This is a genomic window from Solwaraspora sp. WMMB762 (assembly GCF_049179115.1).
GTDB lineage: Bacteria > Actinomycetota > Actinomycetes > Mycobacteriales > Micromonosporaceae > Micromonospora_E.
In genome coordinates, this window is record NZ_JBMHMD010000001.1 from 5,229,876 (window position 1) to 5,253,459 (window position 23,584).

A 23,584-nucleotide genomic window follows, 5' to 3' on the forward strand; every position below is an offset into this window, starting at 1 on the left:
GGTTGATCGTTGCCGCCTTAGCTCAGTCGGCAGAGCGACGCACTCGTAATGCGTAGGTCGACGGTTCGATTCCGTCAGGCGGCTCAGAGAGATGCCCTGACCGGTAGGTTCGCTGGTCAGGGCATCATTCTCATCGATGGGGTTTTGAATCGTCCCCCGAACTCCCCAGAAACGCCTACCGGCGATCAGGTCCCGCGTATCTGTCGGCGGGATGCGGGGCCCCTGGGTCCACCGCGCTTGACATGGCGTCGATGCACCAGTTTCCTAGATGTGATCGATCGAAGTCGATAACTGGCCGGTGTCAATGGAGGGACAGCCGTGCGTACCCCGTCTCACTGGCGCGGCGCCGCCGCGCTGACCAGCGCCGCACTCATCGCCGTCATCGCGCTCGGCGCATCCCCCGCCGTCGCGCGGTACGGCGGACCGGCCGGCCCGCCGACCCCGACCGCGCTCTGGGCCAGCACCAACGGCGTCGCGATCAGCCTGACCTGGCAGCAACCGCCCACCGGGCCACGGGTCCACTCCTTCCGGGTGTACGAGGGCGGAGAAGTGGTCGCCCGCACCAGCACCACGTCGACGACGATGAACGTGCCCTTCGGGTCGTCGCACGCGTACACCGTCACCGCCGTCGACCGGCACGGGCGGGAGTCGGCGCCGACCGACCCGGTAACCGGCCGCTCCTGGCTTTCCGGGGTCAACCCGGAGTGTCTGCCGACCCCGACCCTGCCGATCACCGTCACCGCCGTGACCGCGTCGGCGGTCTCGCTCTCCTGGCCCCGGCACCCGCTCGGCGACGAGCTGGAACTGCGGGTGAACGGCATCAGCCTGGGCTGGACGTCGCTGACCAGCGCCCGGGTCGGCGGTCTGGCACCCGCCACCGATCACCAGATCCAGCTCTACCGGCTCAACCCATGCGGTCCCGGATCCGCCGAACCGGTCGGCTCGGCCAGCGCCACGACCGCCGCTGGCGATCCCGCGCGGCACGGCCCGCCTACCGGCCTCACCGTCACCGGGCGCACCGACACCACAATCAGCCTGGCCTGGACCGCGCCGGCCGGACCGCCGCCGGACCGGTACGCGATCTACGAGGGCGGCACCCGGGTCGCCGTCAGCGTCGGCACCACGGCCACCGTCCAGCGGCTCTTCCACGCCACCTGGCACCGCTTCACCATCGCCGCGCTCGATTCCGCCGGCAACGAGTCGGCGCACAGCCCAGCGGTGTCAGCCAGCACCGAGACCTGCCTGAGCAGCCCGCCCCGGCCGGTCGGGCTGGTGGCGACCGCGCTCTCCCCGTCGTCGGTGCGGCTGAGCTGGACCTTCGACGCGACCGCCACTTCGTACACCGTTTGGGACGGTGACACGGCTGTCGCCACCTCCCGCTACCCGGAGACGGTGGTCTCCGGGCTGCCGTCCGCGTCCCGGCATGTCTACCGGGTCAGCGCGACCCTCCCCCAGTCCTGCGGCGAGACCCCACGCTCCGCTCCGGCGCGGGTCACCACCGCACCCGGTCCTGCCGCCCGGCCGGCGGCGCCGGCGTCGCTCGAGGTGACCGGCAACGCCCCCGGCAACTGGCCCACCGACGCTCGGCTCACCCTGGTGTGGTCTGCCTCCACTGGAGGCGAGCCTGCTGTCAGCTACCGGGTGTACGAGGGAGCGACCGTCGTCGGCGAGACCGACGGGACCCAGCTGACGCTGCCGGTGGGCGGGGCGACCTGGCACACGTACACGGTGGTCGCCGTCGACGCCGCCGGCAACGAGTCGGCGGCCAGTCCGTCGGTGACCGCGCAGGGCATGTTCTACCCGCCGCCGTAGGACAGGCGACGCGGCCCGAGGGGGTTCCGGTCCGACCGTCGCACGCGCGGGGCTGCGGCAAACCGGCCGTACGTAGGCGGGCGAGGTGGAGCCGGCCGGAGTTCACCCCGTCGTACAGGGGCACCGTGAGTGGCGGGTGGTGGTCGGTGCGCCGGCGAGATGCCCCTCGCCGGCTCCGAGGGGCCAAGGGTGTGTTCGATGGCTTGATGCCAGAGGTGCATCTTGATGCACCTCTGGCATCAAGCCTGAACCGGTAGTCCGGACCATGGAGGTAACCTATCGCTGCAAGGACAGCACCTAAAGTCACCAACGCGTATAGACGTCGACGATGGGCCCGATCTGCGGTGGCAGCCGGCGGATCAAGCCGCTGAGGTGGCTCAGCGACGGCGGCCCGGCCCGCCGGACGACGATGCAGGCCTTCTGGTGCGGCGCTTGGCGGGCTGCTGCTGGTTGGGCGCGGTGGCCGGTGGCGGGCGCCGCCGGTCGGCGAGGTTCCAGTGGTAACGCTCGTACAGTGCGATCCCGGCGCAGACGGAGACGTTCAGCGACTCCGCGGCCGGGTCGATGGGGATCGACACCGAATGGCGGGAGATGTTCTCGAAGGAGCGCGACGTGCCGGTCTTCTCGCTACCCAGCAGCAGGGCGAGCTGCTCGTCCGCGTCGCGTAGGTCGCTGACCGCGAGATCGCCGTCGGCGTCGAAGGCGATCAACGGAATGCCGGTACGCCGGAAGTAGCCGGTCGCCTCGGCCCGCGACGCGAGCACGATCGGCAGCGAGAAGACGTAGCCCCGGCTGGCCCTGATCAGCCGCCGGTCCGCGATGGTGGTCAGGTCGCTGTCCACCAGCACGATGCCACCGGCGCCGAGCGCGAACGACGTCCGCACGATGGCCCCGATGTTGCCGACGATCTTCACCCCGTCCAGGACGACGAGGTCGCCGGTCGTACGGGACAACTCGTCGAAGCTCCACGGTCTCGGGACCCGGGCTATCCCGAACGCCTTGGGCTTCTTGTCGGTTCGGAACAGGTCGTTCATGATCGGGGCCGCGACCAGGCGGACCGGGATTCCTTCCCGCCGGCATGCGGTGACCACCTCGCCGGGCAGCGGGCTGGTCTGCACCCCATAGACCTCGATGAACTCCAGCCCGGCGTGGATCGCCTGGACCAGCGGCTCGGCGTCCTCGATCAGCACGGTCCGCACGACGGATCGCGAATGCTTGGTGACGTCGATGATCCGCTGGACGGCCGGATCCGACCGCTCGGTGATGACATCGAGTTCCGCCACGGCAACGACCCTAACCCACCCCGGGTCCGGCCCCGCCGTCGAGCGCCGGCGCCGCACCGGGTTTGCCGCCCCGATCCAGGGGTACGCGCCGGGGATGCTGCCCCACTGACCGGGCGGGTCCACCCTCCCGCCCGGCCGAACCGCACGGGAGGTGTCCGATGAGCCAACCCCGCGACCAGATGCAGGAACGCGGCTGGGATCCGATCGGCAGTCTGCAGTCGCTCTGGTCGGAGCTGGGCCGGGTCTTCGGCGGCGACGCCGGCGTACCCGAGGTCGAGCTGCTGGACACCGACGACGGCTGGCGGGTGGTCGCCCGGCTGCCCGGCGTCGCACCGGAAGAGGTGGCGGTCGAGATCGACGGCGCGGACCTGTGCCTGCGGGGCCGGTCCGAGCAGGAGGTCAACGTCGACAACGGGCTGGCGGAGACCGGTTCGACCGAGCGCGGCTTCGAGTACCGGCTGCGCCTGCCCAGCGGGGTGGACGTACACCGGATGGACGCGGTGATGGACCACGGACTGCTCACCGTCACGATGCCCCGGGCCGAGCCGGGTGGCCGCCGGTCGATCACCGTGGGCCGGCCGCAGCACCAGCAGCCGACCGCCGGTTCGGCGGCTGCCCGGTCCGGCCGCGCCGAACAGGTCCGGATCACCACGGACGGCGCCGGAATCGCCGCCGAGGAGATCGATCCGGCCGCCGACCGGGAGATGCACCATCCGTACGCGGGTGAGGCGGACCCGCAGCGGCAGCAGGCCAGCACCGCGCGATGACCGCCGGCCCGGCCCGGCCGGCAGCACCGGGCCTGACCGCCGGCCCGGCCCGGCCGGCCACGCTGGGCCTGACCGTCGACGCGGCCAGTGACCGACTGGTGCCGGACGTGCACCGGATCGCGGTGCTGCGCGCCAACGCGCTCGGTGACTTCATTTTCGCCGTACCGGCGTTGACGGCGTTGCGGGCCGCGTACCCGCAGGCGGAGCTGGTGCTGCTCGGCGCGCCCTGGCATGCCCGCTGGCTGGATGCCCGGCCAGTGGCCGACCGGCCGGGCCCGGTGGACCGGGTGCTGGTGGTGCCGGCCGCGGACGGTATCCGGGCGGCGCAGCCCGACGACGAGCCGGTCACGATGACCCAGTTCCTGGACCGGGCCCGGCGTGAGTCGTTCGACCTGGCGGTGCAGTTGCACGGCGGCGGGCGCAACAGCAATCCGCTGGTCGCGGCGCTGGGCGCGCGGGTCACCGCCGGGCTGCGGGCGGCCGACGCGCCGCCGCTGGACCGCTGGATCCGGTACGTCTACTACCAGCCGGAGGTGTTCCGCTACCTGGAGGTGGCCGGGCTGGTCGGCGCCGAACCGGTGACGCTGCAGCCCAAGGTGCCGGTGACCGGCGCCGACCGGGCCGAGGCGGACCGGGTGCTCGGCCCGGCCCGGCAGCCCAGGGCGGTGCTGCATCCGGGGGCCAGCGACCCGCGCCGACGGTGGCCGGCGGAACGGTTCGCGGCGGTCGCCGACGCGCTGACCGATCGCGGTTTCGAGGTGCTGGTGACCGGCACCGGGCCGGAGCGGGACGTGGTCGCCGAGGTCAGCGCGGCGACGGCCCGGCCGGTGCGGACCGTGGTGGACGAGTTGAGCCTGGGTGGCCTGGCCGGGCTGCTGGCCGGCTGCGCGGTGCTGGTCGCCAACGACACCGGCCCGCTGCACCTGGCGGCGGCGGTCGGCGCGCCGACGGTGGGCATCTACTGGATCGGCAACCTGCTCAACGGTGCTCCGCCGGTACGTGGCCGACACCGCCCGCTGGCCGCGTTCACCATCCACTGCCCGGTGTGCGGGATGGACGTCAGTACGGTCGGCTTCCCGGCCCGGGGCGGCGGGCGCAGCTGCGGCCATCAGGAGTCGTTCGTCACCGACGTGCCGGTCGCCGAGGTGGTCGACGCGGTGCTGGAGTTGGCCCCTGCGGCATCCGGCGCACCGGGCGGCCGGCACCGACGGTCCGCCCGGGTGCCGGCCGCCGTCAGGGCGGCGGGTCGCCCGGTCTGACCAGCTGGTGCCGGTAGGCGAACACCACCAGCTGCGCCCGGTCCCGGGCGGCCAGCTTGATCATCGTACGGTTGATGTGGGTCTTGACGGTCAGCGGCGACAGATGCAGCCGTTCGGCGATGTCAGTGTTGGACAGTCCATGCGCGACCAGCAGCAGGATCTCCTTTTCCCGGTCGGTGACCAGGTCGAGCTCCGGTGGCTGCCGCACCGACGGCTGGAGGTCGCGGATCAGCCGGCTGACCAGCCCACGGGTGGCCCGGGGCGACAGCAGCGCCTCGCCGTCGGCGACCACCCGGATGGCGGTGACCAGATCACCGGGGGCCACGTTCTTGCCCAGGAATCCGCTCGCCCCGGCCTGGAGAGCGTGGATCACGTTGTCGTCGTTGTCGAACGTGGTGAGCACCAGCACCCGGACTCCGGCGAGGCGTTCGTCGGCGCCGATGCGCCGGGTCGCCTCGATGCCGTCGACCCGCGGCATCCGGATGTCCATCAGGACGACGTCGACCCGGTGGCGGTGGCACAGCTCGACGGCCTCGGCGCCGTCGGCGGCCTCACCGACGACTTCCAGCCCCGGCGCCGCGTCCACGATCATCCGGAACCCGGCGCGGATGAGTGCCTGATCGTCGGCGAGCAGAACCCGGATGGTCACGTCACCTCTCCTCGGTGGTGCCGGTCCTCGGTGGTGCCGGCGGGCAGCTCGGCGCGTACCCGGAACATGCCGTCGCCGGTCGGTCCGGCGGTGATCGTGCCGTTCGCGGCGGTGGCGCGTTCCCGCATGCCGAGCAGCCCGAACCCGGTACCCCGGCCGGATCCGGTACCCGGACCGGATCCGGCGGTGACCCGGTTGGTGACCTCGACGCGGAGCGTGTCGGCGGCGTACTCGAGGTCGAGGTCGGCACCGCCGTCACCGTACCGGTGGGCATTGGTCAACGCCTCCTGCACGATGCGGTACGCGGCCAGGTCGACCACCGCCGGCAGCGGCCGGGGCTCGCCGCGCTGCCGGTGCCGTACGGCGAACCCGGTGGCCGCCATCCCGGCCAGCAGGTCCGGCACCCGTTCCAGACCCGGGGCCGGTTCGGCGTCGCGTACCTCGTCCGGGTCGCGGAGCACACTGATCACCGACTTGATCTCCGCCAGGACGGTGTCGGCGGCGGTACGGATGTGCCCGAGCACCGGCCACACCCGGTCCGGCTGGTGGCGCAGCACATGGTCGGCGGCGCCGGCGTGCACACTGATCACCGCGATGTGGTGGGCGACGACGTCGTGCAGCTCCCGGGCGATGCGCAGCCGCTCGTCGACCACCCGGCGGCGGGCCTCCTCCTCCCGGGACAGCTCCGCCTGCCGGGCCCGTTCGGTGACCTCGGCGACGTACGCGCGGCGCATCCGGACCGAGTCGCCCACCCCGGCACCGCCGAAGATGATCGCCGCCACCGTGAGCTGCTCGGTGTTCCACCAGCCGAGCAGGTGAACGACCGTGCCGGTGGCCATCAGCGCAGCCCAGACGAGCCCGGCGTAGAACCACGGCCGGCGACGCGGGCTGTACAGCACGGCCGAGTAGGTCAGCAGCCCGACGGCGATGAACAGTCCGTCCGGTGGGCGACCCAGCGTGATGGTGATCATGGCGAGCACAGTGGCGGCGGTCAGCACCGGGACCGGTCGCCACCGGCGGATGAGGGCCAGCGCGGCGCACAGCACCGCCAGCACCGTCATCGCGGGGTGGGTCGAGGTGACGCCGATGAACAGCACCGACAGCACCCCGGTCGCGGTCAGCACCACGTCGCCGAGCAGGCCACGGTAGTCGCCCAGCAGGCCACGGTAGCGGTCGTAGGGCTGGAAACTCCGTCGACTGCGCACCGCTGACACGGTCACGACGGTAGAACGCCGGGCCGGTCCCCAGCGACCTGTTCCTGCGGTACCGGCGACCTACGCGGCTACCGCATCCGCAGTACACAGCCGCCTGCACCGGTCGGACGACGCACCCGCCCGCCCCCCGCGATCGTGTAACCACCCCTGAATCCCGGGGTTTCACCAGCAACGGAGGATGGTCGTGGCGACCTTGTTCTACCGGCTCGGGCGGGCGAGTTTCCGGCACCGCCGACTGACCCTGGTCGTCTGGGTGGTCCTGCTCGTCTCGTTCGGGCTCGGCGCGGCCAAACTGTCCGGGCCGACCAGCGACGCCCTGTCCCTGCCCGGCTCGGAGTCGTGGCGGGCGATGGACGTGTTGGGCGAGAAGTTCGGCACCGGCACCACCGCCTCGGTGAAGGTGGTGTTCACCGTGCCGGGCGACGCGACGTTGACCGGCCCCGACGAGCAGGCGGCTGTCCGGGCCACGGTCGCCGAGCTGCGGCGACTACCGCAGGTCGCGACGGTCGACGACCCGTACGAGACGCAGACGATCGCGCCGGACGGCCGGACCGGGTACGCCGACGTCTCCTACGCGGTGGACGATCACGAGGTGACCGCCGAGTCCCGGGCGGCGCTGCTCGCCGCCGGCGACACCGCCCGGCGGGCCGGCATCGGCGTCGAGTACTCCGGCGATGTGGTCACCGAGGCCGAGGAGGGCGCCGCCGCCGAGGCGTTCGGTCTGCTGGTGGCCGCCGTGGTCCTGCTGATCACCTTCGGTTCGCTCACCGCCGCCGGCCTGCCGCTGCTGACCGCGCTGATCGGGGTCGCCGTCGGCCTGCTCGGCATCGGGATCGCCTCTGGCTTCCTCGACCTGACCTCGAACACCTCCGCCCTGGCCACCATGCTGGGCCTGGCCGTCGGGATCGACTACGCCCTGTTCGTCATCTCCCGCTACCGGCACGAGCTCGCCGCCGACCGCGACGCGACCGAACATCCGGGCCGCGACGCGGCGGAGGCCGCCGGTCGGGCCGTCGGCACCGCCGGGTCCGCCGTCGTCTTCGCCGGCCTGACCGTGGTCATCGCGTTGACCGCGCTCGCCGTGGTCCGGATCCCGTTCCTGACCGCGATGGGGATCGCCGCCGCCGGAACCGTCGCCGTGGCGGTGCTGATCAGCCTGACCCTGCTGCCGGCCCTGCTCGGCTTCGCCGGCCGCCGGGTCCTGCCCAGGGCCCAGCGGCGCCGGCCCACCGGCAGCCGGATCCCGTTCGGCGAACGCTGGGCGCGCGGCGTGGTACGCCACCGGGTGCCGGCGCTGATCCTGTCGGTCGTCGCGGCCGGTGTCGCCGCGATCCCCGCGCTCGACCTGACGTTGGCGTTGCCCGACGCCGGCACCGCCGCCCCCGAGTCAACGCAGCGCAAGGCGTACGACCAGCTTGCCGCCGGCTTCGGAGCCGGCGTCAACGGTCCGCTGATCGTCGTGGTGGAGACCGCTCCCGGCGCGGCGATGGCCGCCGCCGAACAGGCCCGGCGGTACGTCGCCGGCCTCGACGACGTCGTGGCGGTCACCCCGGCGGCGGCGAACCCGACCGGTGACACCGCGATCCTCCAGGTCGTGCCCGCGCACGGGCCGACCAGTGAAGACACCAAGCAGCTGGTCCGTGCCATCCGCGCCCACCAGCCGGACCTCGGCGCGGCTACCGGCGGCGCGGCGTTGTCCGTCACCGGTCGGGCCGCGATCGACCTGGACGTGTCAAAGCAGATCGACGACGCGCTGCTGCCCTATCTGGCCGTCGTGGTCGGCCTGGCGTTCGTTCTGCTGATGCTGGTGTTCCGCAGCGTTCTGGTGCCGATCAAGGCGGCGGCGGGTTTCCTGCTGTCGGTGGCTGCCTCGTTCGGCGCCCTGGTCTTCGTGTTCCAGCAGGGCCACTTCGCCGACCTGCTCGGCATCGCCGCGACCGGTCCGGTCGTCAGCTTCATCCCGATCTTCCTGGTCGGCATCCTGTTCGGCCTGGCCATGGACTACGAAATGTTCCTGGTCACCCGGGCCCGGGAGGAGTATGTACACGGCGCCGCCCCGGACGACGCCGTGGTCGCCGGCATGCGGCACAGCGCCCGGGTGGTCACCGCCGCCGCGCTGATCATGGTCAGCGTCTTCGCCGGCTTCATCCTCGCCGAGGACAGTGTCGTCAAGTCGCTCGGGTTCGCGCTCGCTTTCGGCGTCGCCGTCGATGCCCTGCTGGTCCGGATGACCATCGTCCCTGCGGTGCTGTCGCTGCTCGGCCGGTCCGCGTGGTGGCTGCCGAGGTGGCTCGACCGGGTCCTGCCGAACGTCGATGTCGAAGGTGGGCGGCTCACCCGGCGGCTGGCGTCAGCCGGCGCCGACGGCGCGCACCTGGACCGGCGGGGGGAACAATTCCCGGACGTCGTCGGGCAACGGTAGCTGCACCCGGTACAGCACCCCGTCCGGGCAGTAGCCGGCGATCCGGTCCAACGCGGACCGCACCCCGTCGCGTACCGTCCGGTCGTCGGTGTCGTACCGGGCGGTCCGGCGGCGGACCCGCCGGACCAGCTCGGCGGCGTCGAACCGCTCCGGCGCCCCCGCTCCGGCCCCATCGGCGGTTCCGTCCCGGTCCGGCCGGTGCTCGGGGTCCGGGCGGGCCGCCATCGCCAGTAGCGGCGGCAGCGCGTCGACCAGCAGCGCCGCCTCGCCGTCGGGCAGCAGTTCGACGAGGGTACGCAGCACCGCCACGTCCAGCTGCCAGATCGTGGTGGTCGGGCGGGCCAGCCGTACCGTCACGGCCCGACCTCCTGCCGCTCGTGGCGCGGCCCGCCGCCGGCCGCCGCCGGGTCGTACCCGGCCGCGGCCTCCTCGTCGAGCAGCAGCTGCCAGCATTCGACCCGCCGGTCGGTGACCGTGGTCGGCGATTCCAGGTGGAACGCGCCGCTGGGCACGATGCCGGCACCGCCGTAGCGGCTGAGCACCGAAAGTTGGGCGGCGACGTCCTCGCCCTGGTGGTCGACCGGCATCCGGGGCCAGAAGTCGAAGCCACCGGCGGCGACCAGCTTGGCCCGGTCGAACAGCACGCACCCGCCGATCCAGGACACCCGGTACGCCCGCCACTGGCCTTCGCCCAGCTGGAGCCGTTCGGTGACGTGCAGCAGGTTGGCGGCCGAGTGCAGCCGGGCCCGGGACCACTGCGGCGTACCGGGCCGGATCCGCTCCGGCTGCGGCCGGCCGTCCCATTCGACGTACCCGTCGTGGTCCTGCGGCCGCACATCATCCAGGTAGGACAATCCGTGTACGGCGTTGCCGACGAAGCCGCAGCGCAGTTCGGCGATCGCGGTGACCAGTCGGCCGATGGTGCCGGGGGCGAGCCAGACGTCGTCGTCGAGCATCAGCACCAGCCGGGCGGTGGAGAGACTGAGCAGGTACGCCCGGTGTTCGGCCAGTCCGCGCCGGGGCAGCCGCCGGGTGAGCAGCACCGGGTGACCGGTGTGCCGCAGCGCCCGGACCATGGTGGCGGCGGCCGGGTCGGCCCACGCCGGTCCGCCGTCGGACTGGTCACTGACCACCACGCCGAACCCGTCGGGGGCGTCCTGTGCGGCGAGCCCGGCGAGGGTGGCGGCCAGCTCGGCGGGTCGGTTGCGGGTCGGGACGAGTACGTCGAGCAGCCGGTTGCGGCGGAACTCGACCGGGTCCCCGGGCGGCAACGGTCGACTCATCGGGCTCCTTCCGGGTGTGCTTCGGGTTGCGGGTGTGCTTCGGGTGCCGGGTGCGTTTCGGGCCGGCCGGCCGGCCCGCCGGCCGGGACGATCGGAGCGGCTGCCGACCGGATCCGGTCGATGACGGCCGAAGTGGACCGGTCCGCGACGTAGCCGAGGATGTGCACCGCCCCGCCGAGCCGGCGGACCAGCGGCGCTTCGGGCACCATGTCCGGCGGGTAGTCGCCGCCCTTGACGTAGACGTCCGGGCGGATCCGCTCGATCAGCCTGGCCGGGGAGTCCTCCTCGAAGACCACCACGTGGTCGACGCTGGTCAGCGCGGCGAGCACGGCGACCCGGTCCTCGACCGGGTTGACCGGCCGGTCCGGCCCTTTGAGCCGTCGCACGCTGTGGTCCGAGTTGACGGCGACGATCAGCAGGTCACCGAGGGCGGCGGCCTCCGCCAGGTAGCCGACGTGACCGCGGTGCAGCACGTCGAAGCAGCCGTTGGTGAAGACGATCCGGGCTCCGGCGGCACGCTGTACGCGTACCTGTTCGACCAGGTCGGCGGGGTCGGTGCCGGCGGCCGGGAACGCCTCGGTCAGCGCGGCGGTCAGCGTGTCGCGGTGGCAGACGCAGGTGCCGCAGTCGCGCACGGTCAGCGCGGCGGCGAGCTGGGCCAGCTCGGCGGCGACCGGCAGGGTGGCGCCGGCGACCACCGACAGGGTGAGAGCGGCCAGATAGGCGTCGCCGGCTCCGACGGCCCGGCTGGCCGCGACCGGTTCGGTACGGCAGTGGTGCGTGGCGCCGCTGCGGTCGCCGACCACCGAGCCGTCGGTGTCCAGGGTCACCGCCACCAGGTCCGCCCCGGTTGCGGCGTGCAGCCGGGGCAGCAGTCGCCGGGCGGCGGCGACCCGGTCGCGGTCCGGCGTGGGTTCGCCGACGGCCGGTGCGGCCTCGGCGATGCTGGGCGTGATCAGCGTCGGCCGCAGTCCGGCCCACCGGGTGAGGTCGTGGGCGTCGAGGGCGACGGTGCCGTAGCGGTCCCGGTGCCGGATCAGCCACTGCCGGATCCGGTCGGGCAGCGCACCGAGCCCGTAGTCGCAGATGACCAGGTCGGGCCGCACCACGTCGGGATTCGCCCCGGTGCCGTCGACATCCGGCTCGGCTGGGCCGAGCCGGATCTCCTCGGTGCTGGCGACGAGCGCGGCGAGCAGCCGTTCAACCTGTTCGGCGGGGAGTGGACCGGCCGGGCCGCCGTCGTCCTCGCGGAGCAGGATCTGGTCGGCGGCGAGCAGTCGGCGTTTCACCGGGGTACGGGTGCCCGGCTGGGCGATCATCCGGTCCTGCACGCCGGCCCGGTGCAGGCAGCGCGCCACCTGGTCGCCGACCTGGTCGACGCCGATCGGGGCGACCAGCAGTGGGCGGGCGCCGAGCGCGGCGAGGTTGACTGCGGTGTTCGCGGCACCGCCGGCGGCGACCTGCCGCCGGTCCAGGGTGAGCACCGGGGCGGGTGCCTCCCGGCAGAGCCGGGTGGAGGTGGCGAACCGCCATTCGTCGAGCATCGCGTCCCCGACGACCAGGACGGGTCGCCCGGACCACAGCTCGACGAGGTCGGCGGGTCCGGCGCCGTCAGGCGGGCCGGTGGGGTCGGCGGGACCGGTGCCGTCAGACGGGCCGGTGGGGCCAGCCAGGCCGGCGCGGTGCCGCCGGTCGTTGGACGAGGGCCGCATGGGGCAGCGGGTGCCCGGGACGGGCACGGTCAAACGTGCGGGTCGGTACATGTCGGGGATCACAGATAAATCGGTTGGCTTTCCGCCCCGGCATGGCAGAATGCTTGTAGCAAGCAACTATCGGATGGGGTGAGATCGGCGGTGCACACCGACCCGCCGACCGGTCCCGACGCGGAGCTCATCGCCCTCGGCAAGCAGTTCGGCGTCTTCCACCGGTCCGTGCACATGTTCTACCAACGGCTGCGGTTCGACCCGCCGCTGGAGCGGGCGGCGTACACCCTGCTGGTGCGGATCGCCGGCGACCGGCCAGCCCGGCTCAGCGTGCTCGCCGACGGCCTCGGCCTGGACCTGTCCACGGTGAGCCGCCAGGTCGCCGCGCTGGAGGCGGCCGGGCTGGCCACCCGTACGCCGGATCCCACCGACCGGCGGGCCAGCGTGATCGCGGCGACCGAGCTCGGCGTGCAGGTCTACACCCACAACCGGGCGGTCTGGGTGGGCGCGATGCGGGACCTGCTGGCCGACTGGACCCCGGCCGAGATGAGCGAGTTCGGGCGGCTGTTGACCCGGCTCAACGAGACGATCACCACCCGCTACGGGGGGACGGATCCGGCGGATCGCTGTCCGCGGGGGGAAGGGGAAACACCACAATGACGACCACCGAGGAGCGGGTCGCGCCGGCACTCAGCCGCCGGCAGATCCTGCTGCTGCTGGCCAGCCTGATGACCGGCATGCTGCTGGCCGCGCTCGACCAGACCATCGTCGGGGTGGCGCTGCCCACCATCGTCGGCGAGCTGGGCGGGATCAACCACTACTCGTGGGTGGTCACGGCGTATCTGCTGGCGTCCACCGCGTCGACGCCGCTGTACGGCAAGACCGCCGACCTGATCGGCCGCCGACCGGTGTTCCTGTTCGCGATCGGGATGTTCCTGCTGGGCTCGCTGCTGGCCGGCATGTCGCAGAACATGACCCAGCTGATCGTCACCCGGGGCCTGCAGGGGCTCGGTGCCGGCGGCCTGATGACCCTGGCGTTCACCATCATCTCGGACGTGGTGTCGCCCCGCGACCGCGGGCGCTACCAGGGCCTGTTCGGCGCGGTCTTCGGCCTGTCGTCGGTGGCCGGGCCGCTGGCCGGCGGCTATTTCGCGGAGACGAACTGGCGCTGGATCTTCTACATCAACGTGCCGCTGGCGATCATCGCGATGGTCATCTGCTGGTACGTGATGCGGCTGATCCCGTTCCGGCGGCGGGACCACGCGATCGACTGGCTCGGCGCGACCCTGCTGGTAGCCGGGGTCAGCGCCATCCTGCTGGCGCTGAGCTGGGGCGGCGGCGAGTACGCCTGGGGCTCCCCGGTGATCATCGGACTGTTCGCCGTCGGCGCGGTCCTCGCCGCGATCTTCCTCGTCCAGGAGTCCCGGGTCGCCGAGCCGATCCTGCCGCTGAGGCTGTTCCGGGAACCGACCTTCGCGCTGGCCAACGCCGCCGGCTTCGTGCTCGGTCTGGCCATGTTCGGCTCGATCATCTTCATCCCGCTCTACCTGCAGATCGTCAAGGGCGCCTCACCGACGGCCAGTGGTCTGCTGATGCTGCCGATGATGGCCGGCATCATCGTCACCTCGGTGGCCGCCGGGCGGGCGATGACCCGGTACGGCCGGTACAAGTGGTTCCCGGTGGCCGGCTCGGGGGCGCTGGTCGCCGGCGGTCTGCTCTTCACCCGGCTGGAGGTGACCAGCCCGCTCTGGCAGGCGTTCGTGGTGATGGTGGCGGTCGGCGTCGGGCTCGGGCTGTCCATGCAGTCGCTGGTGCTCGCCGTACAGAACGCGATCCCGCTGCGCGACCTGGGTGCCGGCACCTCCACGGTCGCCTTCTTCCGGACGCTGGGTGGCTCGTTCGGGGTCGCGATCCTCGGCGCGGTGCTCAACGCCCGGCTGACCGGCGAGCTGGCCGACCGAATGCCGGCCGCGATCGCCCAGCTGCCACCGGAGCAGGCCGCCGACATCGCCGCCGCCGGAGGCGCGGAGATCTCGATCGACCAGCCGGCGGTGATCCTGGCGTTGCCCGACCCGGTCCGGGACGCCATCCAGTACGCCTTCGTGGAGTCGCTGCACACGGTGTTCCTGGTGACCGGCCTGGTCGCGGTGATCGCCGTGCTGATCACGTTGGTGCTGCCGGACCGGGAGCTGCGCGGCGAGGTCGAGTCGCAGGCCACCTCAGCCGACCTCGCCGGATAGTCCGGAGACGGACCGGACGGTCCGGTCCGTGCCGGCTCTACTTCAGCACCAGCTGGCCGGAGTGCTCGAAGGCGGCCAGGTCGGTGAGGGTCTCGCCGACGGTGCCGGCCAACGGGGCCGGCATCTCGGCGTGCGCGAAGAACCCGGCGTCGGTGGTCTCGTCGGTGACGGTCAGCAGGTCGCCGGCGAAGCCGTCGACCCGGAAACAGACCACGAACAGCTGGTACGTGTCGTCGAACATGTTGGTGAAGGTGTAGTCGGCGCCGGTGTGCATGGCGAACGGGGTGACACCGGCGGCCCGCAGCCCGGTCTCCTCGTAGACCTCCCGGGCGGCGCAGCCGGCGATCGACTCACCGAGTTCCATCGCGCCGGCCGGTAGCGCCCACAGCCCGTTGTCCGACCGCCGGATCAGCAGCACCCGGTCGTCGGCGTCGCGGACCACGCACCGGGCACCGACGAACATCAAGGTACGGTCGCCGGCCAGCGCCCGCAGTTGCCCGAGGTACGAATCCGCCCAGGAGATGCTGGCCATGGAGCAACCTTAGGCGAGGCGGGCGCCGCCTGGGTCCTCGATCAGCGGCGGGTGCGGGTCTGGAACAGCAGGGCGGCGGCTGCCACCGAGACCAGGCTGATACCGGCGCACCAGGCGAGGGCGGGTCCGACGCTGGAGCCGGTCGGCTGGTCGAGCAGCAGTCCGCGGATGGTTTCGATGACCGGGGTGGCGGGCTGGTGTTCGGCGAAGCCGTGCAGCCAGGTCGGCATCGTCTCGATCGGCACGAACGCGCTGCTCGGATAGGGCAGGAACAGTACGAAGAAGGTGAACCCGCTGGCCGCCTCGGCCGACTTCGCGAGCAGGCCGACCGCCGCCGACAGCCAGGACAGCGCCACGATGAAAGCGAGCAGTACGCCGATCGCGGCGAGCCACCGCAGTGGCCCGGCCTGCGGTCGGAAGCCGATCAGATACGCCACGGCCAGCACGATCCCGGCGGAGGCGAGGTTGCGCAGGCTGCTCGCGGCGACGTGACCGGCGAGGATCGCCGCCCCGGGGACGTCCATCGAGCGGAACCGGTCGATGACTCCTTCGCTCATGTCACTGGCGACCGAGACGGCGGTCATCGACGCGCCGTACGCGGCGCAGAGCAGGATCACGCCGGGCACGACGTAGGTGACGTACCGGGTGCCGGTCTGGATCGCGCCGCCGAACAGGTAGACGAACAGCAGCATCAGCATGACCGGCAGCATCAGCGCGGTGATCAGCCCGTCGACGTTGCGTAGGCTGATCCGCAGGCTGCGCTGCGACATGACGGTGACGTCAGACACGGGTGGGCTCGCTTTCCTGGCTGGTGGCGCGTCCGGTGAGGGCGAGGAACACGTCGTCGAGGCTGGCGGCGTGCACGGTGAACCGGGCGACGGTGTCGCGTCCGGGGTCGATGTCGTCGAGCAGCGCCCGCACGTGTCCGGCGCTGCCGTCGGTGGGCATGCTGACCAGCAGCCGGTCGGGGGCGACGGCGCCGGCCCGGCCGCCGGCGCGGGCGACGAGTTGGCTGAAGGCGGCCTGGTCGGTGGCGGTCAGGTCGAGCCGTTGCCCGGCGACCCGGTGTTTCAGCTCGTCGGGGGTGCCTTCGGCGACCACCTGGCCGCCGTCGAGCACGGCGATGCGGTCGGCCAGTTGGTCGGCCTCCTCTAGGTACTGGGTGGTGAGCAGGACGGTGGCGCCGCCGGCGGCCAGTTCGGTGATGACCTGCCACAGGTCCTGCCGGCTGCGCGGGTCGAGGCCGGTGGTCGGCTCGTCGAGGAACAGCACCGACGGTGCGCCGACCAGGCCGGCGGCGAGGTCGAGCCGGCGCCGCATCCCGCCGGAGTAGGTGCCGACTCGGCGGCGGCCGGCGTCGACGAGGTCGAACCGGTGCAGCAGTTCGGTGGCGCGTCGCTGTGCGTCGGTGCGGGACAGCCCGGCGAGCCGGCCGAGCATCCGCAGGTTCTCCTGGCCGGTCTGCAGGGTGTCGATCGCGGTGTGCTGGCCGGTGAGGCTGATCGCCCGGCGTACCTGTCGGCGTTGCCGGACCGCGTCGAAGCCGGCGACCTGGGCCTGGCCGCTGTCCGGCCGTAGCAGGGTGGCCAGGATCCGTACGGTGGTGGTCTTGCCGGCGCCGTTCGGGCCGAGCAGCGCGAAGATGCTGCCGGCGGGTACGGCGATGTCCACTCCGGCCAGCACGGTGTGCCGGCCGTACGCCTTGGTCAGGGCGGTCGCCCGCACCGCCAGGTTGTCCTCCATGGGATGCTCCCCCGGGTCGGTCGATCTTCTGCGTACGACATACGCTTAAGCGTACGGTATACGCAGTTGGATCGTCCGGCAACACGTGGCATCGGCGGTGGATGGAAAGGGCGGCGCGACGATGGCGGAGACCGGGACCGGGACGGGACTGCCGGCGAGCATCGAGGCGGCCTGGGGTTTGCGGGACCGGCCGCAGAAGGGGCCGCGACCGGCGCTGACCCTGGCCCGGGTGGTGGCCGCCGGCGTCGCGGTGGCCCGCGCGGAGGGGATCGGCGCGGTGTCGATGAGCCGGGTCGCCAAAGAGCTCGGCGCGGCGACCATGTCCCTCTACCGCTACGTCTCCGCCAAGCACGAGCTGGTCGAGCTGATGGTGGACGCCGTCTACGGCGATCCTCCGCCGATCGGGCCGGACGAGGACTGGCGGGCCGGGCTGGGTCGCTGGGCCTGGGCCGTGACCGACGTCTACCGGCGGGATCCGTGGATCATCCAGGTGCCGGTCAGCGGGCCGCCGATCACCCCGAACGCGGTGGCCTGGGCGGACAACGCGCTGCGCCGGCTCGCCGGGACCGGCCTGGATCCGGCCGAACGGCTCGCCGTGGTCCTGCTGATCGCAAACCTGGTGCGTGGCGAGATGGTCCTGGCGCTGCAGCTGGCCGAGGCGTACCGGGGGCCGAACGCCGGCAACCTGACCGACTACGGGGGACGGCTGTCCCGGCTGATCGACGAAGAGCGGTTCCCGGCGATGAGCGAGATCGTCGCCAGCGGCATCTTCGAGCAGCCGGACGACGGTGAGTACGAGGACCTACGGTTCGCGCTGGACCGGGTGCTGGACGGCATCGAGGTGCTGATCCGCGCCCGCAAGACCGACTGAACCGCGCCGACGAAGCCGGCTGATCTCACGCCCGTTGGCGGGCTGGCCCTGACCTGTTACGCTTTCACCTGTCAGAAAAACATGACATGTGAAGGAGAGCGATGACATCGGCCACGCCCTCCGGTGACGATCTGGTCGAGAAGCTGGCGGCGCTGGCCAACCCGCTGCGGCTGCGGATCATCGGCCGGCTCGCCGCCGGTCGGGACTACGTCAGCCACCTCTCCCGTGAGATCGGCATCAGCCGCCCGCTGCTGCACATGCACCTGCAGCGACTGGAAGCCGCCGGCCTGATCGTCGGAAGTCTCGAGCTGTCCGAGGACGGCAAAGCCATGAAGTACTACGAAGTCGCCGATTTCACCCTGCACCTGACCCCGTCGACGCTCGCCGCGGCGGCGGCGACCCTCACCGGACCGGACCCGTCGGCAGCGGGCCCCGCGCGTAAGGAGAAGTCCTGATGTACGCCAACGCGGCGCAGACCGCAGCGACCTGGCCGGAGACGGCACTCGCCCTTGGGGCGATGACGCTGGCCGTCATCCTGGTCATCGCGATCCTGTCCACTCTGCACGAGTTCCGCAAGACCCGGACCCTGGCCGGGCAGGAGGAGGCGATGCGCCAACTGGTGCGCCGCTACGAGCAGCTCGCCGAGAACTCGGTCGACGCGCAGCAGCGGGTCGCGGCCGACCTGGCCGAGCTGCGGACCCGGACCAGCGCCATCGAGCAGATCCTGCGGACCGTCGAATGAGCGCCGGTCGGACCACCCCGGTCACCGACACCATGCGGGCCGTCGTCCAGGACCGCTACGGGTCCGCCGAGGTGCTGACCGTGCGGCAGCTGCCGTGTCCGTCCATCACGGACAAAGACCTGCTGGTACGGGTACAGGCTGCCTCGGTCAACTACGCCGACCTGGTGTTCGTCACCGGTGAGCCGTATCTCGCCCGGTTGGCCTTCGGCCTGTCCGGCCCCCGGGCGAAGGTACGCGGGCGCGACGTCGCCGGCGAGGTTGTCGCGGTCGGGGCGGCGGTCTCCGGGTTCCGTCCCGGTGACCGGGTGTACGCCGAGATCGACAGTGGCAGCTTCGCCGAGTACGCCGCCGTCCCCGCCGACCGGGCCTGGCGTACCCCGGCGAACGTCACCCCGGTGCAGGCGGCGACGGTGCCACTCGCCGGGGTAACCGCCTGGCAGGGGTTGCGGGACCACGGCCGGCTCCAGCCCGGTCAACGGGTGCTGGTCAACGGGGCCTCCGGTGGGGTCGGCACCTTCGCGGTGCAGCTCGCCAAGGCGCTCGGTGCCGAGGTCACCGGGGTCTGCCGGGACCGCAACGTCGACCTGGTGCGCTCACTCGGCGCGGACGACGTGATCGACTACACCCGCGAGGACTTCACCCGGTCGGGTCGGCAGTGGGATCTGATCTTCGACGTGGCGGGTCGGCACCGGCTGACCGACTGCCGCCGGGCGCTGACCCCGCGCGGGACGCTGGTCCTGTGCGGCGGCACGGGCAGTCGCTGGTTCGGCCCGGTGGGCCGGCTGCTGCGGTCGAAGGTCTGGGCACCGTTCGTCAGCCAACGGGTGGTCGGCTTCCTGGCCGCACCCGGGCCGCAGCCGCTGCGGGAGCTGACCGAGTTGATCGAGGCCGGCCGGATGGTCCTCCCGGTGGAGCGGACGTTTCCGCTGGACCGCGCGGCCGAGGCGGTGCGGTTCTTCGTCGAGGAGCATCCCCGGTCGAAGATCGTCGTCGAGGTGACCCCGGGCGGGTCATGATCGACACGCGGTGGTCGGCTCCGGGCACCCGGCCCGGCCGCCGGTGCGCGACACTTGTCGACGACCGGACGACGCAGCTCGGCGACCGGGACGACGGAGCGGAGCCGTGTGCGGGGGGTGGAGCCGTGAGCGGATCGGAGGTGGCTGGCGTGCTGGATTGGCGACGGGTCGTGGCGCTGCTGGCCGCCGTCGCGGCGGTCGCCGCCACGGCGGGATGCACCGGGTCGCGGTCCGCCGAGCCGGCGCTGGTGCCGGTCGTCCCCGAGCGGGCCGCGTCGGCCACGCCCACCGAGCAGTTGCGGGTCGAGGTGCTGGCCCGCTACCCGCACGACACCGCCGCGTTCACCCAGGGGCTGGAGCTGGCCGGATCGGACCTGTACGAGGGCACCGGCCAGTACGGCGAGTCCGAGTTGCGGGTCGTCGACCTGGCCAGCGGCACGGTGCGGCACCGGGTGAGCCTGCCGGAGACCGCCTTCGGTGAGGGCATCACCGTGCTGGAGTCGCGCATCTGGCAGATTACCTGGCGGGAGGGGGTCGCGTACGAGCGCGACCGGGAAACCCTCGACGTGCTGCGCGAGGTGACCTACGACGGCGAGGGCTGGGGCATCTGCCACGACGACGCCGCGGACCGGCTGGTGATGAGCGACGGTACCGACCGGCTCACCTTCCGCGACCCGGCCACGTTCGACCCGACCGGGTCGGTCACGGTGACCCGCGACGGCGCGCCGCTGCGTGACATCAACGAGCTGGAGTGCGTCGACGGTCAGGTCTGGGCGAACGTCTGGCGGACCGACGAGATCGTCCGGATCGACCCGGCGACCGGGCAGGTGGTCGCCGAGGTCGACGCCGGTGACCTGCTGACCGGTGCGGAGCGGGCCGGTGCGGACGTGCTCAACGGCATCGCGGCGGTGCCCGGCACCGATGATTTCCTGATCACCGGCAAGTACTGGCCGGCGCTGTTCCGGGTCCGGTTCGTCCCGGGCTCCTGAGTTCTGGCCCGACGCCGTCGGCGCTGGAGTCGCTGGAGTCGCTGGAGTCGCTGGTCAGCGGGGTGCACCGACGACGGCGCGGAGCGCGATGTCGACGGAGGCCTGCAGCTCCTCGCGGCTGGCGCCGGCTGCGGCGTGGACGGCGTGGCCTTCGCTGAGCGCCATCACGAACCGCGCCAGCGCTCGGGCGTCCACCCCGTCGGGCAGGTCGCCTTCCTCGGCGGCGCGGGACAGCCGTTCGGCGACGGCTGCTTCGGTGGCGGCCCGGCCGGCTGCCAGGACCTGGGAGATCCGGGTGTTCTCCGGTGAACAGGTCAGGCCGCCCTGGACGGAGAGGCAGCCGCCGGGGTGGCCTGCGGAGGTGAGTTTGTCGGCGCTGGCGCGCAGGAACGCTGCTATCGCGGCGTACGCGGTGGGCTGGTCGAGGGCTGCGCGGACGGCGGCCAGCTGGGTTTCGTGGTAGCGGGCGAAGGCGCGCTGGAACAGCTGCTCCTTGCTGCCGAACGCGGCGTACAGGCTCGGCCGGTTGATGCCCATCGCGGCGGTGAGGGTGCTCAGCGAGGTGCCTTCGTAGCCGTACCGCCAGAAGACCTCCGTGGCCCGGTCGAGGACCGCCTCCTCGTCGAAGGCGCGCGGTCGGCCGGCGGGGTGCGTCCCTGTGCCCATGCGCCTACTTTACCGCTCGGTACAGATCGTGACCGGGCTCACCAACCGATCGGTACAGAATCTGTTACGGTTCCTCCCAACCGATCGGTACAGAATGGGGGCGGACTGGTTCCGCCGCCGCTGGGAGGAGACACATGTCAGTCGCACTGGTCACCGGCGCCAACAAGGGTCTGGGCTTCGAGACCGCCCGGCAGCTTCTCGCGTTGGGCCACACCGTCTACCTGGGCGCCCGCGACGTCGAGCGGGGCGAGCGGGCCGCCACGACGCTGGGCGCGCGGTTCGTGCAGCTCGACGTCACCGACGACGCATCGGTACGCGACGCCCTGGCGGTGGTCGCCTCGGCCGAGGGCCGCCTCGACATCCTGGTGAACAACGCGGGCCTCCTCGGACTCGACGCCGCCGACGGGCCGGCGGCCCTGCGGGTGTTCGACACCAACGTGGTCGGCATCTACCGCGTCACCGAGGCGGCGTTGCCGCTGCTGCGCAAGTCCGCGAACGCCACGGTGGTCACGGTGTCGAGCAGCATGGGTTCCTTCTGGGCGGTGACCAACCCGCAGCGCCCGGAGTTCGGTCTACCGGCGGCGCTGTACGCGGCATCCAAGGCGGCGGCCACCATGCTCACCGTCCAGTACGCCAAGTCTGAGCCGGGCATCAGGTTCAACGCGGTCGAACCCGGCTTCACCGCCACCGACATGACGGCCGCCATGCCCGGCGGACGGCCGGCGGCGGACAGCGCCCGGGTCATCGTGCACTGGGCCACCCTCGACGCCGACGGTCCCACCGGGACGTTCCACGACGAGTCCGGTCCGCTGAGCTGGTAACGGGCAGGAGAGGGGGAGGGACAGTGACTGACCGGCCGAAGACGCGGCCGGTGGGAACGACGATCGGGATCATCGGTGCCGGCGAGGTCGGCAGCCAGATCGCGCGGGCGGCGGTGTCGGTCGGCTACCAGGTCGTCTGGCGCGACGGCAACATCCCGGTCCTCGACTCCGGCGAGAAGACGGTCCACGAGTTACGTCAGGAACAACTCCCGACGTCCAAGGTCGCCAAGGCGTTCACCGATATCCAGGCTCCCCGGCTGCTCACCGCCGGCCGGCCAGCGGGTGCCCCCGACCGGCTGGCGCTGTCGGTGTCGAGTGACTTCCCGGACGCCGTGGCGCTGGTGACCCGGCTGTACGACCAGTTCGGGTTCGACACCGTCGACAACAGCCCGCTGAGCGAGTCCTGGCGCAGTGGTCCGGGCCAGCCCGTCTGGCTCCGGCACGCACATCAGAACCGTGACGAGTTGATCGTCAACCTGAGCAAGGCGCGGCGGGTGATCCCGGGCTGACCTGCGGACCCCTGGGTTGACCTGCGGTTTGACCATGCTAGCTTGCCGACATGAAAACCGTTACCGTTTCTGCCGGGCTGGCGGTGGTGCTGGCGGTCGGCCTGGCCGGCTGCGCCACCGCCAGCCCCGACGCCGACGCCGGCACCGCCACGACCCCGGCCGACGTCGTCGAGATCACCAACTGCGGCACCACGCTGACCATCGCCGCACCGCCGCGCCGGGCCCTCGCCATGGAGCAGAACGCCACCGAGATCCTGCTCAGCCTCGGCCTGGCCGACCGCATGATCGGCACCAGCTACCAGACCGACCCGGTGCTGCCCGAACTCGCCGACGACTACGCGGCCGTACCGGTGCTCGCCGACCTCTACCCCAACCGCGAAGCCGTCCTCGACGCCGCGCCCGACTTCGTCTACTCCACCTTCACCTCCGCGTACAGCCCGGAGGCCGCCGGCCCCCGCGCGGACCTCGCGGCCCTCGACATCCCCGCCTACCTGTCCCGGTTCGCCTGCGAGGACCCCGCCACCGGCGAGAGCGCGGTCGACTTCGACGGCATCTTCGCCGAGATCACCGAGATCGCCACCATCTTCGGCGTCACCGAGCGGGGCGAGGAGCTCGTCGCCGACCAGCGTGGCCGGCTCGACGCCGCCATCGCGGCCGCCACCGCACCGGCCGACACCAGCCTGCTCTGGTACTACTCGGGCACCGCCACCCCGTACGTGGCCGGCTCCGGCGGGCTGCCCGACGCGATCAGCACCCAGCTCGGCGTCACCAACGCCTACGGTGACGCCGAACAGACCTGGCCGGCCGGCAGCTGGGAGGAGATCGCCGCCCGCAACCCCGACGTCATCGTGCTGGCCGACCTGACCCGGGGCGGCGACGGCGACAGCGCCCAGGCAAAGATCGACTACCTGCGGAGCAACCCGACCACCGCCGAACTCGACGCCGTCAAGGCCGGCCGGTTCATCACCGTCTCCGGTTCGTCGATGGACCCGTCCGTACGCAGCGTCACCGCCGTCGAAGCGGTCGCCGCCGGCCTCGCCCAGCTCACCGACTCCTGAGGAAC

At 72.3% G+C, this 23,584-nt stretch carries 24 protein-coding genes and 1 tRNA gene; 15 read left to right on the forward strand and 10 right to left on the reverse strand.

Annotation, left to right across the window (positions count from 1 at the left end; all coding sequences use genetic code 11):
- Positions 1–11: 11 nt before the first annotated feature.
- Positions 12–84, forward strand: a tRNA-Thr gene (locus ACN27J_RS23385).
- A gap of 234 nt (positions 85–318) precedes the next feature.
- Entirely contained in the window at positions 319–1,812 is a 1,494-nt protein-coding gene (locus ACN27J_RS23390) for a fibronectin type III domain-containing protein (RefSeq protein ID WP_421369517.1), read from the forward strand.
- Positions 1,813–2,189: 377 nt separating this feature from the next.
- Here ACN27J_RS23390 and nshR read toward each other — a convergent pair whose 3' ends face one another.
- Positions 2,190–3,095 carry an NshR/TsnR family 23S rRNA methyltransferase gene (gene nshR, locus ACN27J_RS23395; RefSeq protein ID WP_421369518.1) on the reverse strand — a complete coding sequence of 302 codons (906 nt, stop codon included), beginning with the start codon at positions 3,093–3,095 and terminating at the stop codon, positions 2,190–2,192.
- A 158-nt stretch (positions 3,096–3,253) separates the two neighbouring features.
- On the opposite strand from nshR, the gene ACN27J_RS23400 reads away from it, so the two are divergent.
- Both ACN27J_RS23400 and ACN27J_RS23405 read left to right on the forward strand, forming a co-directional pair.
- Positions 3,254–3,862, forward strand: coding sequence for an Hsp20/alpha crystallin family protein (locus ACN27J_RS23400; RefSeq protein ID WP_421369520.1), 609 nt, complete (start codon positions 3,254–3,256; stop codon positions 3,860–3,862).
- Positions 3,859–5,121, forward strand: a complete 1,263-nt coding sequence (locus ACN27J_RS23405; protein ID WP_421369522.1) for a glycosyltransferase family 9 protein — start codon at positions 3,859–3,861, stop codon at positions 5,119–5,121. Before ACN27J_RS23400 ends, ACN27J_RS23405 begins: the two co-directional genes overlap by 4 nt.
- Here the strand turns inward: ACN27J_RS23405 and ACN27J_RS23410 are convergent.
- Complete coding sequence (locus ACN27J_RS23410) at positions 5,096–5,770, reverse strand: response regulator (RefSeq protein ID WP_421369524.1); 675 nt, start codon at positions 5,768–5,770, stop codon at positions 5,096–5,098. The genes ACN27J_RS23405 and ACN27J_RS23410 overlap by 26 nt on opposite strands.
- Positions 5,767–6,975 (reverse strand): sensor histidine kinase, encoded by a 1,209-nt coding sequence (locus ACN27J_RS23415; RefSeq protein ID WP_421369526.1) that lies wholly within the window; start codon positions 6,973–6,975, stop codon positions 5,767–5,769. Before ACN27J_RS23415 ends, ACN27J_RS23410 begins: the two co-directional genes overlap by 4 nt.
- 193 nt (positions 6,976–7,168) lie before the next feature.
- On the opposite strand from ACN27J_RS23415, the gene ACN27J_RS23420 reads away from it, so the two are divergent.
- On the forward strand, positions 7,169–9,406 hold the full coding sequence (locus ACN27J_RS23420) for an MMPL family transporter (RefSeq protein ID WP_421369528.1): 2,238 nt from the start codon (positions 7,169–7,171) through the stop codon (positions 9,404–9,406).
- Here the strand turns inward: ACN27J_RS23420 and ACN27J_RS23425 are convergent.
- Genes ACN27J_RS23425 through rfaE2 form a run of 3 tightly spaced genes read right to left on the reverse strand, consistent with a single transcriptional unit; the run spans position 9,335 to position 12,233 of the window.
- Positions 9,335–9,763, reverse strand: coding sequence for a DUF2267 domain-containing protein (locus ACN27J_RS23425; protein ID WP_421369530.1), 429 nt, complete (start codon positions 9,761–9,763; stop codon positions 9,335–9,337). The two genes, ACN27J_RS23420 and ACN27J_RS23425, sit on opposite strands and share 72 nt — an antisense overlap.
- Positions 9,760–10,689 (reverse strand): glycosyltransferase, encoded by a 930-nt coding sequence (locus tag ACN27J_RS23430; protein ID WP_421369532.1) that lies wholly within the window; start codon positions 10,687–10,689, stop codon positions 9,760–9,762. The genes ACN27J_RS23425 and ACN27J_RS23430 overlap by 4 nt, the downstream gene beginning before the upstream one ends.
- A complete protein-coding gene (gene rfaE2, locus ACN27J_RS23435) occupies positions 10,686–12,233 on the reverse strand; it encodes a D-glycero-beta-D-manno-heptose 1-phosphate adenylyltransferase (RefSeq protein WP_421372409.1) in 1,548 nt (515 codons plus the stop codon). The genes ACN27J_RS23430 and rfaE2 overlap by 4 nt, the downstream gene beginning before the upstream one ends.
- A 309-nt stretch (positions 12,234–12,542) precedes the next feature.
- Between rfaE2 and ACN27J_RS23440 the strand changes: the two genes are divergently transcribed.
- Complete coding sequence (locus ACN27J_RS23440; protein ID WP_123606360.1) at positions 12,543–13,052, forward strand: MarR family winged helix-turn-helix transcriptional regulator; 510 nt, start codon at positions 12,543–12,545, stop codon at positions 13,050–13,052.
- Complete coding sequence (locus tag ACN27J_RS23445; RefSeq protein ID WP_421369534.1) at positions 13,049–14,632, forward strand: MDR family MFS transporter; 1,584 nt, start codon at positions 13,049–13,051, stop codon at positions 14,630–14,632. Before ACN27J_RS23440 ends, ACN27J_RS23445 begins: the two co-directional genes overlap by 4 nt.
- A 37-nt stretch (positions 14,633–14,669) precedes the next feature.
- Here the strand turns inward: ACN27J_RS23445 and ACN27J_RS23450 are convergent, their stop codons facing one another.
- From ACN27J_RS23450 to ACN27J_RS23460, 3 genes are read right to left on the reverse strand one after another with little or no spacing between them, the layout of a single operon-like run.
- Positions 14,670–15,164 (reverse strand): NUDIX domain-containing protein, encoded by a 495-nt coding sequence (locus ACN27J_RS23450; protein WP_421369536.1) that lies wholly within the window; start codon positions 15,162–15,164, stop codon positions 14,670–14,672.
- Positions 15,165–15,205: 41 nt separating this feature from the next.
- Positions 15,206–15,952: an ABC transporter permease gene (locus ACN27J_RS23455; RefSeq protein WP_421369538.1), complete on the reverse strand. Its 747-nt coding sequence runs from the start codon at positions 15,950–15,952 to the stop codon at positions 15,206–15,208.
- Positions 15,945–16,907: an ATP-binding cassette domain-containing protein gene (locus ACN27J_RS23460; RefSeq protein ID WP_421369539.1), complete on the reverse strand. Its 963-nt coding sequence runs from the start codon at positions 16,905–16,907 to the stop codon at positions 15,945–15,947. The genes ACN27J_RS23455 and ACN27J_RS23460 overlap by 8 nt, the downstream gene beginning before the upstream one ends.
- Positions 16,908–17,028: 121 nt before the next feature.
- On the opposite strand from ACN27J_RS23460, the gene ACN27J_RS23465 reads away from it, so the two are divergent.
- The 5 genes from ACN27J_RS23465 (at position 17,029) to ACN27J_RS23485 (ending at position 20,525) form a co-directional block, all read left to right on the forward strand.
- Positions 17,029–17,778 carry a TetR/AcrR family transcriptional regulator gene (locus ACN27J_RS23465; protein WP_421369541.1) on the forward strand — a complete coding sequence of 250 codons (750 nt, stop codon included), beginning with the start codon at positions 17,029–17,031 and terminating at the stop codon, positions 17,776–17,778.
- Between the two features lie 101 nt (positions 17,779–17,879).
- Positions 17,880–18,233, forward strand: coding sequence for an ArsR/SmtB family transcription factor (locus ACN27J_RS23470; RefSeq protein WP_421369542.1), 354 nt, complete (start codon positions 17,880–17,882; stop codon positions 18,231–18,233).
- Positions 18,233–18,520 carry a hypothetical protein gene (locus ACN27J_RS23475; protein WP_421369544.1) on the forward strand — a complete coding sequence of 96 codons (288 nt, stop codon included), beginning with the start codon at positions 18,233–18,235 and terminating at the stop codon, positions 18,518–18,520. Before ACN27J_RS23470 ends, ACN27J_RS23475 begins: the two co-directional genes overlap by 1 nt.
- A 32-nt stretch (positions 18,521–18,552) precedes the next feature.
- Positions 18,553–19,536: an NAD(P)-dependent alcohol dehydrogenase gene (locus tag ACN27J_RS23480; RefSeq protein ID WP_421372412.1), complete on the forward strand. Its 984-nt coding sequence runs from the start codon at positions 18,553–18,555 to the stop codon at positions 19,534–19,536.
- A 149-nt stretch (positions 19,537–19,685) separates the two neighbouring features.
- A complete protein-coding gene (locus ACN27J_RS23485) occupies positions 19,686–20,525 on the forward strand; it encodes a glutaminyl-peptide cyclotransferase (RefSeq protein WP_421369546.1) in 840 nt (279 codons plus the stop codon).
- A 54-nt stretch (positions 20,526–20,579) separates the two neighbouring features.
- Here the strand turns inward: ACN27J_RS23485 and ACN27J_RS23490 are convergent, their stop codons facing one another.
- Complete coding sequence (locus ACN27J_RS23490) at positions 20,580–21,191, reverse strand: TetR/AcrR family transcriptional regulator (protein WP_421369548.1); 612 nt, start codon at positions 21,189–21,191, stop codon at positions 20,580–20,582.
- Positions 21,192–21,325: 134 nt separating this feature from the next.
- On the opposite strand from ACN27J_RS23490, the gene ACN27J_RS23495 reads away from it, so the two are divergent.
- From ACN27J_RS23495 to ACN27J_RS23505, 3 genes are read left to right on the forward strand one after another with little or no spacing between them, the layout of a single operon-like run.
- The gene (locus tag ACN27J_RS23495) at positions 21,326–22,012 is read left to right on the forward strand and encodes an SDR family NAD(P)-dependent oxidoreductase (RefSeq protein WP_421369550.1); all 687 of its coding nucleotides are present in this window, start codon (positions 21,326–21,328) and stop codon (positions 22,010–22,012) included.
- A gap of 23 nt (positions 22,013–22,035) precedes the next feature.
- Entirely contained in the window at positions 22,036–22,521 is a 486-nt protein-coding gene (locus tag ACN27J_RS23500; protein ID WP_421369552.1) for an NADPH-dependent F420 reductase, read from the forward strand.
- A 50-nt stretch (positions 22,522–22,571) separates the two neighbouring features.
- On the forward strand, positions 22,572–23,579 hold the full coding sequence (locus tag ACN27J_RS23505; protein WP_421369554.1) for an ABC transporter substrate-binding protein: 1,008 nt from the start codon (positions 22,572–22,574) through the stop codon (positions 23,577–23,579).
- Positions 23,580–23,584: the final 5 nt, after the last annotated feature.